Annotated in this window: 14 protein-coding genes and 2 pseudogenes; 4 read left to right on the top strand and 12 right to left on the bottom strand. The window is 60.0% G+C overall.

Features of this window, described 5'->3' with window-relative positions; translation table 11 throughout:
* Positions 1 to 54: 54 nt before the first annotated feature.
* The 5 genes from ABIE33_RS29805 to ABIE33_RS29785 all read right to left on the bottom strand — a co-directional run bounded on the left by ABIE33_RS29805 (position 55) and on the right by ABIE33_RS29785 (position 6,050).
* Positions 55 to 1,668: a dipeptide ABC transporter ATP-binding protein gene (locus ABIE33_RS29805; protein WP_429131775.1), complete on the bottom strand. Its 1,614-nt coding sequence runs from the start codon at positions 1,666 to 1,668 to the stop codon at positions 55 to 57.
* Positions 1,665 to 2,483 (bottom strand): ABC transporter permease, encoded by an 819-nt coding sequence (locus ABIE33_RS29800; protein WP_429131773.1) that lies wholly within the window; start codon positions 2,481 to 2,483, stop codon positions 1,665 to 1,667. Before ABIE33_RS29800 ends, ABIE33_RS29805 begins: the two co-directional genes overlap by 4 nt.
* Complete coding sequence (locus tag ABIE33_RS29795) at positions 2,480 to 3,424, bottom strand: ABC transporter permease (RefSeq protein WP_429131771.1); 945 nt, start codon at positions 3,422 to 3,424, stop codon at positions 2,480 to 2,482. The genes ABIE33_RS29800 and ABIE33_RS29795 overlap by 4 nt, the downstream gene beginning before the upstream one ends.
* Before the next feature lie 15 nt (positions 3,425 to 3,439).
* Positions 3,440 to 4,999: an ABC transporter substrate-binding protein gene (locus tag ABIE33_RS29790; RefSeq protein ID WP_429131769.1), complete on the bottom strand. Its 1,560-nt coding sequence runs from the start codon at positions 4,997 to 4,999 to the stop codon at positions 3,440 to 3,442.
* A gap of 139 nt (positions 5,000 to 5,138) precedes the next feature.
* Complete coding sequence (locus ABIE33_RS29785; protein WP_429131767.1) at positions 5,139 to 6,050, bottom strand: GntR family transcriptional regulator; 912 nt, start codon at positions 6,048 to 6,050, stop codon at positions 5,139 to 5,141.
* A gap of 131 nt (positions 6,051 to 6,181) precedes the next feature.
* Here ABIE33_RS29785 and ABIE33_RS29780 point away from each other — a divergent pair, with 131 nt between their 5' ends.
* Both ABIE33_RS29780 and ABIE33_RS29775 read left to right on the top strand, forming a co-directional pair.
* Entirely contained in the window at positions 6,182 to 7,300 is a 1,119-nt protein-coding gene (locus tag ABIE33_RS29780) for a C45 family autoproteolytic acyltransferase/hydolase (RefSeq protein WP_429131765.1), read from the top strand.
* A 57-nt stretch (positions 7,301 to 7,357) separates the two neighbouring features.
* Positions 7,358 to 8,686 (top strand): aminotransferase class III-fold pyridoxal phosphate-dependent enzyme, encoded by a 1,329-nt coding sequence (locus ABIE33_RS29775; RefSeq protein WP_429131763.1) that lies wholly within the window; start codon positions 7,358 to 7,360, stop codon positions 8,684 to 8,686.
* Between the two features lie 627 nt (positions 8,687 to 9,313).
* Here the strand turns inward: ABIE33_RS29775 and ABIE33_RS29770 are convergent.
* The 4 genes and pseudogenes from ABIE33_RS29770 to ABIE33_RS29755 form a co-directional block, all read right to left on the bottom strand.
* Positions 9,314 to 9,670, bottom strand: coding sequence for a type II toxin-antitoxin system HicB family antitoxin (locus ABIE33_RS29770; protein ID WP_060606947.1), 357 nt, complete (start codon positions 9,668 to 9,670; stop codon positions 9,314 to 9,316).
* Positions 9,667 to 9,921, bottom strand: coding sequence for a type II toxin-antitoxin system HicA family toxin (locus ABIE33_RS29765; RefSeq protein WP_093235109.1), 255 nt, complete (start codon positions 9,919 to 9,921; stop codon positions 9,667 to 9,669). The genes ABIE33_RS29770 and ABIE33_RS29765 overlap by 4 nt, the downstream gene beginning before the upstream one ends.
* A 289-nt stretch (positions 9,922 to 10,210) precedes the next feature.
* Positions 10,211 to 10,828, bottom strand: coding sequence for a class I SAM-dependent methyltransferase (locus ABIE33_RS29760; protein ID WP_429131760.1), 618 nt, complete (start codon positions 10,826 to 10,828; stop codon positions 10,211 to 10,213).
* A 652-nt stretch (positions 10,829 to 11,480) separates the two neighbouring features.
* Positions 11,481 to 12,035: pseudogene (locus tag ABIE33_RS29755) on the bottom strand (HAD-IC family P-type ATPase); the annotation flags it as partial.
* A 229-nt stretch (positions 12,036 to 12,264) separates the two neighbouring features.
* On the opposite strand from ABIE33_RS29755, the gene ABIE33_RS29750 reads away from it, so the two are divergent.
* Positions 12,265 to 12,627, top strand: coding sequence for an EF-hand domain-containing protein (locus ABIE33_RS29750; RefSeq protein ID WP_429131757.1), 363 nt, complete (start codon positions 12,265 to 12,267; stop codon positions 12,625 to 12,627).
* 209 nt (positions 12,628 to 12,836) lie between these two features.
* On the opposite strand, the pseudogene ABIE33_RS29745 reads toward ABIE33_RS29750, so the two are convergent.
* A pseudogene (locus tag ABIE33_RS29745) lies at positions 12,837 to 12,938 on the bottom strand (IS481 family transposase); the annotation flags it as partial.
* 105 nt (positions 12,939 to 13,043) lie between these two features.
* The gene (locus tag ABIE33_RS29740; protein ID WP_429131755.1) at positions 13,044 to 14,417 is read right to left on the bottom strand and encodes an adenylate/guanylate cyclase domain-containing protein; all 1,374 of its coding nucleotides are present in this window, start codon (positions 14,415 to 14,417) and stop codon (positions 13,044 to 13,046) included.
* A gap of 291 nt (positions 14,418 to 14,708) precedes the next feature.
* Here ABIE33_RS29740 and ABIE33_RS29735 point away from each other — a divergent pair, with 291 nt between their 5' ends.
* Positions 14,709 to 14,978, top strand: a complete 270-nt coding sequence (locus tag ABIE33_RS29735) for a hypothetical protein (RefSeq protein ID WP_429131754.1) — start codon at positions 14,709 to 14,711, stop codon at positions 14,976 to 14,978.
* Between the two features lie 195 nt (positions 14,979 to 15,173).
* Here the strand turns inward: ABIE33_RS29735 and ABIE33_RS29730 are convergent, their stop codons facing one another.
* Positions 15,174 to 16,004: a universal stress protein gene (locus ABIE33_RS29730; protein WP_429131752.1), complete on the bottom strand. Its 831-nt coding sequence runs from the start codon at positions 16,002 to 16,004 to the stop codon at positions 15,174 to 15,176.
* Between the last annotated feature and the right edge of the window lie 16 nt (positions 16,005 to 16,020).

The raw sequence follows: 16,020 nt of genomic DNA, 5'->3' as shown, positions 1-16,020 counted from the left end.
GGCGCAGAGCAAGACAGGCGATACTGCGCCGTCCGCTATTGGTGAACGCCTAGACTAAGCTGCTCGCCAGACGAGGTCGATGCCACCGCCGTCAGCCGGAGTAAGCATGGGAACCGCCGACAGTAGCTTCCTCGTGTAGGACGACGTCGGCCGGTCGAAGATTTCATCACGACTGCCCTGCTCCTCGATGACGCCGCGATGCATTACCACGACGCGATCGGCGATCTGTTCGACGACGCCAAGGTCGTGCGAGATGAAAAGGCACGCAAATCCCTGCTGTTCCTGCAACTGCGTCAACAGTTTGAGGATCTGGGCTTTTACGGTCATGTCGAGAGCCGAGACCGCTTCGTCGGCGATGACGAGGTCCGGCCGGCGAGCGAGCGCACGGGCGATGGCAACACGCTGCCTTTGTCCGCCCGAGAGCTGATGCGGAAAACGATCGGCGAATTGCGGACCGAGCCCGACCTCGCTCAAGACTTCGTTCACCCGCTCGCGGCGGGCGGTCGAGCGCATCGACTTTTCGTGCCGGAGCGGCGCGGCGACGATCTCGCGCACACGCATCCTGGGATCAAGCGAGGAGTAGGGATCCTGAAACACCATCTGGCAATTGGCACGGTATTCGGCGTAGCCGCCGCTTTTCCGGTTCACCGCCTGGCCGCGGAAGGTCAGTGTGCCTTCGTTCGGCTGTAGCAGTCCTGCGATGATGCGGCCAAGCGTCGTCTTGCCGGAGCCCGATCCCCCGACCAGCGCGACGATCTCGCCGGGATGGATGTCGAGGTCAATGCCGTGCAACACAGCCTTGGCGCTGCTGCCGCTGCCATAAGCAAGTTTCATGTTTCTGACGCTAGCAAGCGGCGCGTTGGGTGCGATCGCGCGTGCCGGCGCGCGGCGGGGAAGGGCGGACATAAGTTTCCGGGTGTACTCATGGCGCGGAGCGCGCAACAGTTCGCTGGTCGCTCCCTCCTCGACGCACACGCCCTTCTGCATGACCAGCACACGATCGGTGTACTGGGCCACCATCGCCATGTCGTGGCTTATGAGCACCATTGCGGTGCTTTTCTCTTCGACCAGTGCGTGCAGCAGTTCCAGCACCTCTCGCTGGACGACGGCATCGAGCGCGGTCGTCGGCTCGTCGGCGATCAACAACGCAGGCTCCAGCAACATGACGGATGCGATCATGATGCGCTGGCGCATGCCGCCTGAAAACTCGTGCGGAAAGGCGCGAACGGCGGCATCGGGATCGGCAATGCCGACACGCCTCAACATCGCAAGGATTGCGTCCCGGCGTCCCGTGGCGTCCATCGCGGTATGCAGTGCCAGGCCTTCCTCCAACTGGCGGCCGATTGTGAGCGCAGGGTTGAGTGAGGTCATCGGCTCCTGAAAGATGAGCCCTATGCCCTTGCCGCGCAGCTTGCGCAGTTCTTCAGGCTGAAGATCTCCCATGTCGCGATCCTCGAACCGGACGCTGCCGCCGAGCTTGGAGATTCCGGCCGGAAGAAGGCCGATGACGGCGCGCATCAGCATCGACTTGCCGGAGCCGGATTCACCGACGATACCGATGCGCTCGCCGCGGCGAAGCGTCAGGCTGACGCCGTTGACGACCTGGGTGGCGACGGCCGTGGCGCCGAGCACCAGCCGGTCGACCGTGAGGAGGGTTGGCGTGTTCATTGCATGCCTCTCATTTTCGGATCGAGCCGATCCCGCAGTGCGTCGCCGAGCAGATTGATGCCGAGCAGCACAATTGAGATGCAAAGGCCCGGGAAGATCGCAAGCCAGGCGGCCTGGGCGAGGTAAGGGCGGGCAGCGGCCAGCATGTTGCCCCAGGTCGGCGCTGGTGGGGGTACACCGAGGCCGAGGAAGGAAAGGGCGCTCTCCGAAAGCAGGGTCCAGCCGAACATCGATGTCGTCAGAACCGTCAACGGGGCGATGCAATTGGGCAGGATGTGGCGAAGCAGCGTGTATATCTCGGAATCACCTGATATCCGCGAGGCGTCGATAAATTCCCTCTCCCGTAGCGAAAGCACGGTGCCGCGCACGATCCGGGCGACCGAGGGCGTGTAGGCGATGCCGAGCGCCAGCACGATGCCGTATTTGTTGGCGCCAAAGATCGCGAGCAGGCCGAGTGCGAGCAAGATACCGGGGAAAGCAAGCAGGGCGTTGGTGACGGCGACGAGCACCCGGTCGGTCCACCCGCCGAGATAGCCCGATATCGAGCCGAGCGCGGTGCCGAGGACGGTCGCAATCGCGACGGTCGCGAGACTGACGATGCCGCTCGCCGAGGCGCCGAGCATCAGACGACTGAGCACGTCGCGCCCGAACTCGTCGGCGCCGAGCAGGTGCTGGGTCGACGGTCCGGCCAGGCGCGCCTTCAAGTCGAGCGCCATCGGATCGTAGGGCGTCCAGACCGAACCGATGCAGGCTGCGATCACGAAGGTGCCGACGAACAGGCCGCCAACCATCGCATTGGCAGAAAGGGACTTCATGTGATTTTCACTCGCGGATCGAAGAGCGGATAGCAGAGGTCGACGATCAGATTGACCAGCACGTAGATGACAGCGATGAACAGCAGGCATCCCTGAATCGCCGGATAGTCACGGCCGAAGATCGCATCGACCAGAAGTCGCCCGAGGCCAGGAATAGTGAACACGGTCTCGACGACGGCGATGCCGCCCAGCATATTGCCGAGAACCAGACCGATCAGCGTCAGCGTCGGCGCAAAGGCATTGGGAAACACGTGTCGCCACAGCACGGTGCGCTGGGGAAGGCCCTTGGCGCGGGCATGGGTAATGTAGTCGAGCCTTAGGACTTCGAGCGCCGACGCGCGCGCCATGCGCAGGAGCACGCCGATCTCGTGCAGGAACAGGGTGAGGATCGGCATCAGTACGTAAAGCAGCCCCCGGCTCGGGTCTTCGGCAACCGATACGTAGCCGACCACCGGCAACCACCCGAGCTTGAGGCCGAAGATGAGCAGGATGACGAGGCCGAGCCAGAAGGTCGGGATCGACAAGAGCAAGGCCGCAACCGATACGAGCGTCAGATCAAGCTTCGAGTTCTGCCGGAGCGCGGCAATGAAGCCGGCGGGGACCGCAGCCAGCGAGGCAAGGGCGACGGCAACGAGGACGATGCCGGCGCTCACCTTGAAACGCTCGATGACGAGATGGGCCACCGGCTCCTTCGTCGTGATCGACGTCCCGAGATCGCCCTGGAGCACGTTGGTCAACCAGATCGCAAACTGCGTCAGGATGTTCTTGTCCAGGCCGAGATCCGACCGGAGGGTGGCGACGCTCTCGGGCGACGCCATGTCTCCAAGCAGGAGCGCGGCTGGATCACCGGGAACGAGGCGGATCAGGAAGAAGACGACGACGGCGACGAGGAAGACCGTCGGAACGGCCATTCCTATTCGCGATAGGATGAAGCGCAGCATCTCGACGGTACCTTCTTACTCGGCGATCGTGACTTCCCATGCCCTGGGCATGGAGAAGATCGAAGCCGCGTAGTTCTGGACGTGTTTCTGGTAGGCCGACGCCTCGAGCCCGTTATAGATCATGATGAAGGGCACGGTTTCCAGGAAGCGCGCATGCAGCTTGTCGAAAAGCTCCTGGCGCTTGGCCGGGTCGGAATAACGCACGGCGTCGGCGAGCATGGCCTGTGCGTCCGGATCGTCCCAGACTTTGCGCGGCTCCTTGTCCTTGTTGCCCATGACGGAGTCCATGGTCAGTGCGGGATCGTAGCGTCCCGAATAGGGAAACACCATCGCCGTGTAGTTGCCGCTCTGATACCGGTCGAGCTGTGCTGCCCATTCCAGCACTTCGAGTTCAGCGGTAATGCCGACCTGTTGCAGCATTGCCTGTGCCACGATTGCCGCATCGTACGTGTTGGAATAGCGCGTATTGGCGATGAGCTTGATCGGCTGGCCGTTGTAACCGGCTTCCCGCAGCAGCGCCTTTGCCGCTTCGGGATCGTAGCTGTAGCCCTGGGTCTGGGCTGGGGAATGGTATATTGAGGTCGGCGGTATCAGCGAGTTGTTGGCCTTGCCGAGACCGAGCGTAATTCCCTCGACCATGGTCTTGGTGTCGAGAGCCATGGCGATCGCCTTGCGGATGCGCATGTCCTTGAGCAGCGGATCGCGCGTCTGCAACAGGAGCGCGACGATGCCGGGATTGGTCGCCAGCGAGACGGCGGTATCGGCGTTCCGCTTGAATTCCTCGACATCGGCATAGGGAACGTCCGGTACGATATCGATATCGCCATTGAGCAGCGCAGCCTTGGCGGAGGAGCGGTCGGGAACAACGGCGAAGCGGACGGCCTCGACAAGCGGACGCTTGGCGCCGGTGTAGCCGTCCCGCTTTTCTTCGCTGCGTACCGCATAGTCGGCAAAGGCTTCGAGGTGGATGAATTCGCCCTTGCGCCATTCCTTGTACCGGAAGGGACCGGTGCCGACAGGCACGTTGAACGAGCTGTCGGCGTTGAACGATGATTTGTCGAGAATGCCGGTCATGCCGCAGTCGGTCCTGGCAAGCGTTGCCTGAAAGAGGGCGTTCGGCTTTTCGAGCTTGAACACGACGGTTTTGTCGTCGGGTGCCGTGACGGATATGACATGGGCGGCGCCGCCCTCGGCAAAGTCGTTGCGGCATCGCCATTTCGTGGCTTCGTTCATGTAGCGGCTCCAGTTCCAGACGACGTCGGCTGATGTGAGCACGTTGCCGTTATGGAACTTGACGCCATCCCTGAGCGTGAAGGTGTAGGTCAGGTCGTCGTCCGAGACAGCGACCTCCTTGGCGAGCAGCGGCTTTACTGAGGCGTCCTCGCTGTATGCGACAAGACCCTCGACGATGTGCAACACGACGGCGTCGCTGTTGGCGTCTCGGTTTACGCCCGGGTCGAGGCTGCGGATGTCGGCATTAAGCGCGATCTTCAGCGTTTCGGCTGCGGCCGGGCCGCAGGTCAAGGTCAGCGCTATTGCTGCGGCCGATGCGGCACGTCTCTGTCTACGGTTCACCTCAGTTCTCCTCTTTGTGGTCTGTCCCGTTTTTTGTGGTTGATCGAACTGTGCCTTTTGTTCACTCATAATGCAATACAAAAAATCGCGAACCTTTTCCGCCTCTGCAAATGAGGAGGTTATGCGCTCTCGGCAGGCGTTATCTTTCGCTACGGATACGGTCCTCGACTTTCTGCAGCGTGGATTCGAGGTGGCGCCGCAGCGCAAGCTGGGCGAATTCGATCTCGCCGGAGCCGATGTACGTGAGGATCTGGATGTGTTCCGTCAGCGACCTCTCCATGCGCTCGGGCCGGAGCCGATCGAACACCGAGGACTCGCGCAGCAGTCTGAGGTCGTTTTGCATGCGCACGGATTGCAGGATGAAGCGGTTTCCGGACCAGGCAGCCAGCGCCTCGTGAAAGGAGGCGTTGAGCTTCAACCAGCTCTCGCGGCTGACGCTGCCGGCGGCATTGATCTGGTCGAACATGTTTTCGTGTTCCGCAATGAGGGCCCCAAGTGCATCCGGATCGGCGCGATAATTCGGCTCGGCAAGGCCCGCAAGCTCGATCGCAATGCGAAAACGGTAGCTTTCGGCCAGGCTTTCCGGGCTGTCGAGCGAATCGACAAATGCCCATCCGTGGCCGCGCTGGCGGTGAATGAGACCCTGCGATGATAATTGCGTCAACGCCTTGCGGATCGTGCCGCGCGCAATGCCGTAGCGTTCCGTCAGCTCGTTTTCCGACACTTCCTGCGGAATGGTCCCGACAGAGCGGTCACGCAGGATCTGCTGCTTCAGGCGTTCCGTTTCGCTCTCACTGAATGTCTCGATGTAGGTGCCGTTGCCGAGATCGGTGGCGGCGACAAAGCCTTTGTTGGGGATGAGGCGCACCAGATCTTTGGTCGCAAGGATCTCGAGGGCGGCCCGCATCGGTGTGCGCGATACGCCGAACATCGTTGCCAGGGTCTTCTCGACAATCGGATGACCGGCCCGCCAGCCCTCTTTTTGTGCCTGAAGCAGGATCTGCCGGGCAATGTCGATCTGCAACGCGCTCGGGCTGCTTTCCGTGCTCATCAACTTGCTCCAGGGTCTGGTCGGTCTTTAGAGTGCGCTTCTGACATAGCTGCTCGATTTCCTCTGGACAATTGCTTGTGATAGTGCATTTTAACAGCACAAAACGCAATATAGAGTGAAAGAGAAGACAGATGACCGCCGCACCGTTTCCGTTCGTTTCGATCTCAGGAACTCCGCTCGAGCGTGGGCGTCAGTATGGGCAGCAGGCGAAGGACCGTGTGCGTCGCAGCGTCGAACTGTATGCTGGCCGGCTTGCGACGCTAGGGGTCTTGGCCGACGACCTGAAATCGATCGTTGCCGGCTATGTGCCACTCATCGAGGCATTCGACCCAAACTTCGTGGTGGAGATGAAGGGCATCGCCGAAGGTGCGGACTTGCCGTTCGAGCACGTCGTGCTGATCAATGCCCGTACCGAGATCCTTGCGAGGGCGCGAAGGACCCGGGCGGCGAGGGCCGAGCATTCGGGCGACGGCTGCACCGGTGTCGTTATCCTGCCCGAGCGCAGCGCCACGGGAGAGCTCGTGCACGCGCAGAACTGGGACTGGATGGCAGAATGCGCGGAGACCGCGATCGTCTTGCGCGTCAAGCCGGATGAAGGTCCGTCCTACCAGACGTTCACCGAGGCCGGTGGCCTTGCACGCAGCGGCATGAACGACAAGGGCATCGCCGTCACGGCCAATTATCTCGAGAGCGATCGCGACTTTGCCGGCGACGGCGTGCCACTGGCACTCATCCGGCGCATGGTCCTGCAGCAGGAACATCTGGCGATGGCGATGCGCGCCGTGGCTGGAACGAGGAAGTCGGCGTCGAACAACATCATCGTGAGCCACAAGGATGGCTTTGCCGTCAGCTTCGAATGCGCGCCGGACGAAGCGTTCAACATCTATCCGGAAAACGATCTCATCGTGCATGCCAACCATTGGCAGAGCCAAACGGCGCTTCTGAAATTGCGCGAGCAGGCACATTCAAGCTGGTCGGACAGTTTTTATCGCGACTGGCGCGTTCGCCGCATTCTCGAAAAGTCCGACAAGATCGGCGTCACCGAAGTCAAGGCCGCGCTTTCTGACAAGTTCGGTTATCCGTACGCCGTCTGCCGTCCGCCACATCGTTCGTCGCGTGGCCATGTCTCAGCGACGGTCGCGACCATCGTGATGCGGCCTGCGGCCGGCGAGATGGAACTCGCGGTGCTGCCGGCCGATAATCCGAGCTTCAAGAGCTACCCGACCTACCGAGATGAAATCGCAGCCTGAAGGCCCACCGGCGCGCCTTGCCGGTGCGTTTGCCCAGCGAACAGAAGGCCCAATCACATGGACACGCTCACCACGCCCGGCCCGAACAGCCTCGATGCCTATTGGATGCCGTTCACGGCAAACCGGGATTTCAAGGCGAATGCGGCACTCATCTCGCATGCCGAAGGGCTCTACTACTTCACCAGCAACGGCCATCGTCTGCTCGACGCCATTGCCGGTCTCTGGTGCGTCAACGCCGGGCATGGTCATCCGCGGATCGTCGAGGCGATCCAGAAGCAGGCGGCGCGGCTGGACTTTGCTTCCTCGTTCGGCCTCGGGCATCCGCTGGTCTTCGAATATGCCAATCGGCTGACGTCGATCGCTCCGGCGGATATGAACCATGTGTTCTTTACCAATTCGGGTTCCGAAGCCGCCGATACGGCGATCAAGATCGCGCTTGCCTATCATCACGCACGGGGGGAGGGGCAGCGCCAGCGTATCGTCGGGCGCCAGCGCGGCTATCACGGTGTTGGTTTCGGGGGTCTGTCGGCGGCCGGAATGGGGCCGCACAAGAAGCAGTTCGGCATGCTCTTGCCGGGCGCGGTTCACCTGCCCCATACGCACGATCCGGCAAGGAACGCCTTCAGCCTGGGTCAGCCTCGCCACCGTGCAGAGCTTGCCGATGCACTCGAACAGATGATCGCGACCTACGACGCCTCGACGATCGCAGCCGTTATCGTCGAACCTGTCGCCGGTTCGACCGGCGTGCTCGTACCACCGGTCGGCTATCTCGAACGGCTCCGCGATCTCTGCTCGCGCCATGGCATCCTGTTGATCTTTGACGAGGTCGTCACCGGCTTCGGGCGGCTTGGCCGGCCCTTTGCGGCCGATCGCTTCGGGGTCATACCCGATCTCCTGATGGTCGCGAAAGGTATGACCAACGGTGCGGTTCCGATGGGCGGCGTGATCGCCTCAAGCGTCATCTACAACACGGTCATCGGGAAAGCGGCCTCGGGTGCCGTTGAACTGTCCCACGGCTATACCTATTCCGGCCATCCGCTGGCAGCGGCGGCCGGCCTCGCGTCGCTCGATGTCTATGTTTCCGAAGGCCTGTTCGAAAGGGCAGCGCGCCTTGAGCCGCATTGGCAAACATGCGCCCACAGCCTCAAGGGTCTTCCAGGGGTCGTCGACATCCGCAACCTCGGTCTGCTCGCCGGCATCGAACTTGGAGAGGATCCCGTCAGCGGCAAGGCGCTGGCCAGGAAAGTCTACGAGCACTGCTTCGAACACGGAGTGCTCGTTCGTCCGGTGGCAAACACGATCGTGCTGTCGCCGCCGCTCACCATCGGTGAGCATGAGGTCGAGACGATCTTCACGACCATTGAGGCCGCGCTGAAGGCGGACTGAAACTGCGATCGCCATTGATGGACGGCGGCTCCCAGAGGCGGTGGCCAGGTCGCCGTGCCGGCGATCGCAAATGCCGGTGGTATTCAAGCAAGAGAAAGGCCGCGCCCGTAGACCGGTGACTTCGTTGAGTGTGTTCTGCTAGAAGTAGAGCTTGCAGGGAAGAACCTGAGAGCTGGCGATCCGATGAGTTCGCGAATTGGACAGACGTTCCAGGCTCCTCAACAACGACAACCACGGGATGCACACGGCCTTGGATGGCTAGAATACGCTTAAGATCGATTCCAGCGGCACAAGGCCAAGCTTAGCCGCTCTGAGCTTGCGGTTGCCGAATATCTCCTGGCAACACCGATCGACGAGCTCGTTTTCCAGAATGCCGAGGACATTGCGGCCAGGAGTGGGGACAAGCTGGCACCGTGCAGCCTGTGAGGCGCGGATGCTCAGTTTGTTTGCCGAGACACTTTCTCCGCGTCTTCCTTGCGCTCGCTGTGGGGGTCGACGAGAGGCCGAAGCAAGCCCTGGCTTGGTTTCGTACGGATCAGTCCGAGGCCTTCATATGTTCAGGTTTTGTGCGTTTAGGATCGGATAATGTATCGACTGGAATGCCGGCCTTGCGAGGAAGCGAATGGCCTATGCCGAAAGACGGGCCTCTGCGAAGTGCGCCGCCGCTTCTTCCAATGCCTCCTCGGCCCACTGATTGAGACTCTTTCCCGAAAGTTCGGCAGCCAGAGCAGCTCGGCGATGCACTTCGGGAGCGACTCGAAACATCATCTTGCCGGAATAGGGCCTTTGAGGCTCTTTGCCGATGCTCTTGCAGGTCTCAAGGTAATCATCGACAGCCTCATGGAACGCCTTCTTCAGTTCGGCAACGCTGTCCCCGTGAAACCCGACTACGTCAGAAATGCCAGCAATCTTACCGAAGAACAGTTCGTCCTCCGCGTCGAATTCTATGCGAGCGTGGTAACCGTTGTAAGTCATGGTGTTCATGGTTCTACTCCAATTTGCGTCAGGAATTCGCGCGCGTCGCGAACCTGATAACGCTTTGCCTCCTTATCGGGATGAGGACGATGGAAGCTCGCGATAATGCCGTCCTTTTCGAACTTAACGCGAGAGCCGTTTCCTTCGATGACTTTCGCGCCGGCAGCCACAAGCAAGTTTTCTATAGCGGCCCACTCAATGGTTCCCGAGACCGGATCTCTGAACACCGCCGCGAGGGTCTTTTTCTGCTTGCTGTTCATGCTAGCAAATATAGTGGCGCTTGCTATTTCTGCAAGCACTATTTTCGATGCCCCTACGAGTACAGTGAGTATCAAGGGAGCCGCTGGGTTGTGTTACCCATCACGAGAACCGCCACTGGGGGATTGTTTGAACCCTCCCAGTTTGGCAGTCAGCTTTCGGCCCAAAGCGGGCAAGGGCGCAGCATACGAACCATCCTTTTTGGGCGACCAACGGGATTGAAGGCTTTCAGCTTTCAAAAGCCCGCCGCCTCTGATGCAGGTTCTCGAAGTGTCTTAAGCCTGATTTAACTCAAACTTTCACAAAGGTGCCAAATTGAAATTTCTGAACGGCTCCCCAAGGCGTCACGTGTTCGTTCTGACAGGAGGCGGAGAGCTCGAAACGACTGCCGAGAACCCGCTGTAGACGTTCGGCGTCGTAACGGGCGACCGCCAGACCGCTGCATTTTTCCGGTCCATCAAGATCAAATGTACCGATGATCGCTTTGCCGCCGGGGTTGAGTGTGTCTTCCAGGACGCGAACATACGACCGCTGGTCGTCCTCGGAAGTCAGAAAGTGAAAAGCAGCACGGTCGTGCCAGAAGTCATAGCCTCGATCAGGCTTCCACGCGATGACATCGGATACGACCCAATTCACACGTGCGCCTTCTTGAAGTCGTGTCCTTGCTTTTTCCAGCGCGGCGGCGGAGAGATCAAGGACAGTGATGTGAGCCTGATGGAGCGTAAGCAGGGCATCTACCAAATGCGAAGCCCCGCCTCCTATATCGACGACCGATTTTTCCGGAGACAATCCGGCCGCGCGCAGCAGCGCAAGCGACAGGGCGGGCGTCTCTTCGTACCAACTGACATCGGTATCCGCCTTACTTGTGTAGACCCCTTGCCAGTGAACCTGCCGCTCTTGGCTCGCCATGTCCCAGTCCTTCTTGAGGAGTTATCCCTCGAAATTATTGTCACGACCGGCAGGTAAACATCAATCGTCGGGTGGTAGCGTCCGCGAGGGGGAAGCTGCGCCATTGAAAGGGCCGGAGCCATATCGCTAGCACATCGCCGAGTGCGTCGAGTTGTTGCTCGCGGTTTTGGTGACGTCGCTTTGCAAACGGGTTCTGTGTTCGTATCCCTTCACATCAGGATCTTTGTCAATTTGGTCATTCGAGTGGCATCGAATTTCTCCGTTTTGGCGGATCCACGGTCTGAGCCCATAGCAATTACCGGCCCGTCCTGGGGCCTATACAACCTCATATGTGGAACGGCCCGCGGTGCAAGGGGCTTCGCAATCGTTTTCACACACGAGGACGGTGCGTTCATATGTACGGCCTTTGAGTGCGGTACATGACCGCTGGCCTCGATGAGATCCGCGAAACGAGGAGCTAAATCACATCCACGCACTTTAAGTGCAGTGAGGTTGGCGGCTTCACCCGTTCCGGGATGTCGTCCCATGGGTTCATCGTTTGCAATTGCACCTTGCATCTGCCGGCCGACGCCGGTCAGATCAGTTTATCGGTCCCGAGGCTCTTCAGATTGCCGCAGCATTTGAGGATGGCTCAGGAGGATTGTAGATGCCGCCCTTGTTCAAAAGGGTTGCCGACGCCAACCATGATCGACATCGGCATGGCGAGCCCAAGAGCGCAGGGGCAGGCAATGATGAGCACCGCAACCGCAGTGACCAGCCCGTGGGCAAAGCGCGGTTCCGGGCCAAACATCATCCATACCCCAAAGGCGATGACGGCGATCAGAATGACGACCGGCACGAACCAACCGGAAACCTCGTCGGCGAGACGCTGGATCGGGGCGCGGGAGCGCTGGGCCTCGGCGACCATGTGGACGATCCGAGACAGCATGGTGTCCCGGCCGACCTTGCCGGCCTCCATGACGAAGCCGCCCGTCCTGTTCATCGTGCCGCCGATCAGTTTCGCTCCCAACTCCTTGGAAACGGGCATCGACTCCCCAGTGATCATCGATTCATCGACCGAGCTTCGGCCATCGACAAGGGTGCCATCGACCGGCACCTTTTCGCCGGGACGGACACGCAGCTTGTCGCCGACTGCCACAGTCTCAAGCTCAACATCCTCGTCGGTGCCATCGCTGCGGATGCGGCGGGCGGTCTTTGGCGCAAGGTTGTCGGCCGGTCTTGGCATCGGCTTTGCGCCGGAGTGGAGGGCGGTCTCTGAACTTCGATCCTTGAACCTGCGATCATAAATGTCGTGCTCCAATTGACGTGGCGCAAGGAAACCGGTCCGCTCTATTGGTAGTTTGTCGCATGTTCATACGACTCCAGGTGAGTGCCAAAGCGCGGACGCAAACCCGCGTCTTGCCTCGGATCTTCTGCTTCTAGAAAGGAGAACGCACATGACTACGGCAAAACTTGCATATGTGGCGATTGGCGCCACTCTCCTACCAAACAGCCCCACGCCATCCTTGGCTCAAACGGCCCCCGCCGAGAAACAAGATGCACAGCCTGGTTATTCTGAGATGATGCCTGGCGAGATGATGGGGTGGAGGCAACGCGGCATGATGGGTGGCATGCGCCAAAACATGATGCAAGGTCACATGATGAAGATCATGTTTGCCGTTGCCGATGTTGATGGCGACGGCGCCCTGTCGTTCGACGAAGTCACAACGATCCACAAGAGGATCTTCGAGACGGTCGATGCGAACAAGGACGGCAAGGTGACGCCCGAGGAGATGCAGGCCTTCATGCGCGATCATTGAGACCTGGAAACCGGCGTTTTTTGTCGGCATGCGGACCATACGAAGGTCTGGAGAGCCGTCCGTTCGCAAGCGTCCCCACAGCGGCTTCATCGCGCGTCTGGCCCATTCCACATGAGAACTCGTTGGAGCTGGCACAATGCCTGCGTTATAGTGAAAACAATTGCTCACCGTTTGTCGTTTTCGTTCAGAAAACGAGGGCCGCAGTGACCGATGATGATGGCTTCCTCTTCTTCGCTGAGAACAGTTGAACGCGGCTCCTTCGGTCGGTTTTTGAGACCCTCGACCGTAGCCCGCTTGCGCCACTTCAGAATCGCTCAGCTTCGCAACTGAAGCTCCCGATCGCTGTATGGCGTGGGCAGGGCTCTTCCTTTGGTCGATGGGGACTAGGTCGTTCGTTAGAGTGTTTCAGCAGTGATTTAGCGAGGTGCGAGGAGACCTAAAACGTGGCCACGTCCCCGCAGTGGTTCGTGCGTAATTTCTCGCCAGTCGCTACGTTGGCCAGCTTCCTCGACTACAGCTGTTGAGGCCAGGAGCGGGACATTGAATTCTTTTGTCGCCTGCTCGATTCTCGCGGCAACATTCACGACGTCACCAAGAACGGTGAATTCAAGACGTCGATCGTCACCGAGCAGCCCAAAATATACGACGCCGCTGTGAAGACCAATGCCGACTCGAACGGGTGGATTGAATCGTCGGTTCGAATTCCAGCGTTGCACTGAGGCCAGGATGTGGTGGGCACATGCAATGGCGCGGGCGGAATCGTCAGTCCTCGGTTCAGGGATCCCGAATACAAGCAGGGCCCCATCCCCGATGAACTTGTCGACAACTGCATCGTGGGCAACTGCGGCATCCATGACACGCCTGCGGAACGATGAGACGAATATTGAGAGCCTCGCCGGATCCATATCCTCGGCCAAAGCAGTGAATCCTCTGATATCGACGAACATGATTGTCGCTTGTTGCCGGCGTCCCTCACGCAATGCGACAATTCCACCGGTGCCAACCAGCGATGCGATCTCCAACGGCAGGAAGCGCGCGAGATTGGCCCCGTGGACTGTCTCACCGACGGCGCGCAGGAGTAGACGTCTGGCGCGCGACATTGTCAGTACTGTCGTGAGGCCGAGCATGACGAATAGAAGCCCTCTCATTAAATAGGGGGGCAACGAAAATAGCCGTGCGACTGCATCACTTGTGGGAGATGACGCTCCGACGTCATTGGCTTCCAGAAAGGGTTCAAATCCGAGGCCGTACGCAACTGCGAAAAATCCGACCGTCAGAAACGCTGCGAAGCACAACTGGACGGTGGCGCGATATCGCAATGCGCTCACCGTCAGAACGAGCGGCGCAGCCCAAGCGACCGGCATTGCTGCGATCCAATTTCCGCGCAGCGCATGATCTTCCAAACTGACTATCAGGGCTAACCCAAGTATGACGGTATCGCCGCCAACGAGGAGAAATGACATCCACGGTCTAAACAAGCGACGGCTGATCAACAACAAGGACATGGCGCTCAGGGCAACAAACGCGCTCACGCTTAGTAACGCGGCGAAGGCAGACCTTTCAGCAAATGGATCCAGAGATAAGGAGCCAATCCCAGATGAAACGAAAAGCCCACCCGCAAACAGCGACAAGCCTGCAGCAATTCGCACCCACCCGATCGTAAATTCGGCCTCGGTGTCTGCATCCGCCAGGAGCCGATCAATCCGAGAAGTCGTGAGGGTTGCGTCGCTGCTCACCTTCAGAGCATTCAATGAAGCGGACGGGTCCTTGGAGCGCCGGGTAAACATCATCGGCCCACCAGGACGCGGTGACCGATAAGCGATTGCCGCCGTTGTTTGACGACATCGTTCGATCTGGCTCCGGCAGGAAAGTGGAACTCCTTCACGCTCTGACTTGGCACGTCAAGCATATGTACACCTCACAGCGAACAACTGCATGCTAACCCTAGGATGAGCGGCCTACAATGAGCCGCGTCAAATGCAATCCTTGGCCCGCAAACAGCCGACAAGGCGACCGCGCGCTGCCCAGGACGGACTTAACCGATAGATCGACAGTCGCCGTGATCAGCAATGGCCGAGTCAATGTCTTTGCGCCGCGATATAGGCGACGAGATCGGCAATCTCGGAGCGAGTGAGCGAAAGGTCGGGCATTCGAGAATGGTGCGGTACCGCCAGGAACGCTGCAAGGGTTGCCTTATCGAAGCGCTCAGCTTCGGCGATCTGCGCGAATGTTGGAACGGTGTCCGAACCTTGACGTTGCCCAGGTGCCACGACGTGACACGCGCTGCACCAGCGCTGTGCTATGCGGCGCCCGTCGACAAGATCGCCGGCAGCGCTCGCGCTACCGACTAACACCGAGACGGCAACTACAGCGCCACATAGCATGCTGAGTGTTCGGGGCATTTCTAGGTACCATCCTCTTTCTTGCCGGCAGCACGTTGCACGTGGGTCGGTTGCCATCGGCTGAGCGCGGGCACCTCCGTCCGACCGAAACCCAGTACGGGCTTGTCCCTATTCTCGTCCTGCCACGAGCAGGTCCCAATCGCTTCAATGCGCCATGAAGACGGGGAACTTCGCGTGCTTGAGCGTCGATTTCGTGACGCCTCCAAGGAGAAGCTCCAGCAGTCGGGAATGGCCATAGGCGCCCATGACAATCATGTCGGCGTCGATGTCCACTGCGTGCTGGCGCAGCACCTCAGGTACGGCTCGTCCCGAGCTCGGCAGGTTCTCCACCGACACGTCGATACCGTGGCGGGCGAGGTAGGCAGCTACATCGGCCCCTGGTTCCTCGCCGCTTGCCGTTGGTGCTAATACCGGATCGACCATGGTGACGTGAACCGATTCCGCCGCCTTCATCATTTCGAGTGCGTCTCGGGCAGCATGGGTCGCGCTCGGGCGTGAATCCCATGCCAGCAGGACTTTTCTCGGTTGCAAGGTCGCTTTGCTGCCGGGTGGGACGAAGAGGACCGGACGCTGCGCCTGAAAGAGGCTGCCGCTGACGATCTGCGACTTCAGATCCTCATTCCCAAAGACAGCCGGGCCGACCAGAAGCAGGTCCGCATAGAGCGCCCGCTGGCCGATGGCATAGCTGGCTCCGGCCACCTCCGCATAGACGCTATCCACGTCAAACGACAGTTCCGTTTTGGCGATGCGGTCGCGGACGTTGCCTACCCGTTCCGCGAGTTCCTGCAGGTTGCGCTCTCGCTGTTCCAGCCAGCTCGGCGCCAGCGTTGTGTAGCGCCCGGTCGGTTGCGGCGCCATCACAGCAAGAAAAACGCTGAGATGGGCGCCCACTTGACTGCAGAGGTCCATCGCGACTTGAAGATCCTGATCGATCTCCGACACGCCGGTCACGTTGAGAATGGTCTTGAAAGACATCGGTTCCCTCCACTTA

It is taken from the genome of Ensifer sp. 4252, from assembly GCF_050434565.1.
Classification (GTDB): Bacteria; Pseudomonadota; Alphaproteobacteria; order Rhizobiales; family Rhizobiaceae; genus Ensifer.
This window is presented reverse-complemented; position numbering and strand designations above follow the sequence as displayed.